This window comes from Holdemanella hominis (assembly GCF_014306155.1).
Classification (GTDB): domain Bacteria; phylum Bacillota_I; class Bacilli_A; order Erysipelotrichales; family Erysipelotrichaceae; genus Holdemanella; species Holdemanella hominis.
The window spans coordinates 1-1408 of record NZ_JACRWH010000115.1 but is presented as its reverse complement, the minus strand read 5'-3'; the positions used below and the strand labels follow the sequence as shown (position 1 = coordinate 1408).

Here is a 1408-nt window from a genome sequence, read left to right as displayed (position 1 = left end):
CCGAAATTTTAAACATAATCCGAAGGAATTATAGAGGAGGATTTTCACCTATGATTCCAGATAAGATTTTAAATATTTTTAACCGTTCTATTAAAATCGTTTGCAGCAACATCGCTTGTTACTGCAATGACCCTGTTAGCGATTTTACTCGTAAGAGAAAACTGCCTGCTGAAACTCTGATACACTTTATTGTTCAGATGCAGTCTAAAAGTCTAAACTCCGAGTTGTGTGAATATTTTACAGACTTGGATTCTTTGCCTACTGCTTCTGCTCTTTGTCAACAAAGAGACAAGCTTGATATCAGTGCTTTCCAAAGAATTATGCATCTGTTTGTGAATGCATTTGATGACTACAAGACTTGGAAAGGATACCATGTTCTAGCTTGCGATGGTTCGGATGTAAATATTGCCTATGATGAAAAGGATGAAGATACTAAAAGACAGAACGGCAATAATAAACCATTCAGTCAGCTTCATATCAACGGATTATATGACTGTATCAATCATGTTTTCTGGGATACAAGTATTGATACAGCTACTAAGACTAGAGAATGTGCTGCTTTAATGAAAATGATTATGAGACATGATTATCCTGTAAACTCGATTATTACGGCTGATAGAGGTTATGAGAAATACAATCTAATGGCATGTTGTATAGAAAATAATCAGAAATTTGTATTTCGTATTAAAGATATAAATGTATTTGGTTCAATTCTTTCAAATCTGAATTTACCACATGAAGAATTTGATTTAGATGTTACTAAAATACTGACTCGTAAACAAACAAATGAAACGAAGAATAATAAAGATAAATTTACCATTATGAAAAAAGAATCGGATTTTGATTATTTTGATGATGATGGGTTTTATGAATTGAATCTAAGAGTAGTTCGTTTTAAGATTACAAAGGAAACCTATGAATGTCTGGTAACAAATTTAACGAGAGATGAATTCGATTTAAATGAACTAAAGAAGATGTATCACATGAGATGGAATATAGAAACTGCGTTTAAAATGTTGAAATACATCATTGGAATGATGTCATTTCATTCAAAAAAACGTAATTTCATACAACAGGAAATCTATGCAGCAATTCTATTACATTGTTTAACAAATATCATTACTGAGAGAATCGAAGTAGAACAATCTGACAAAAGGAAGCATCATTACAAAGTGAATTTATCTACTGCCGTAACAAATATGAGGCTTTGGTTAAGAAAAATAATCTGTACAAAAGAAATGATAAAAAGAATAAAAAAATATCTGGCCCCGGTAAGACCAGATAGAAAATATCAGCGCAATATGAAACCTAAATCGGCTATACCATTTAATACAAAAGCATCATAGCGCTACATTGATTATATTTCATATATGAGTCACAGGCAAATTTTTTTGAAGTGCAAAAATTT

1 protein-coding gene is annotated in these 1408 nt (G+C 31.4%); it reads left to right on the top strand.

Going from position 1 to position 1408, the window contains the following annotated elements:
- The first annotated feature begins 50 nt into the window (after positions 1-50).
- On the top strand, positions 51-1346 hold the full coding sequence (locus tag H8911_RS12115; RefSeq protein ID WP_186999835.1) for an IS4 family transposase: 1296 nt from the start codon (positions 51-53) through the stop codon (positions 1344-1346).
- Positions 1347-1408 lie beyond the last annotated feature (62 nt).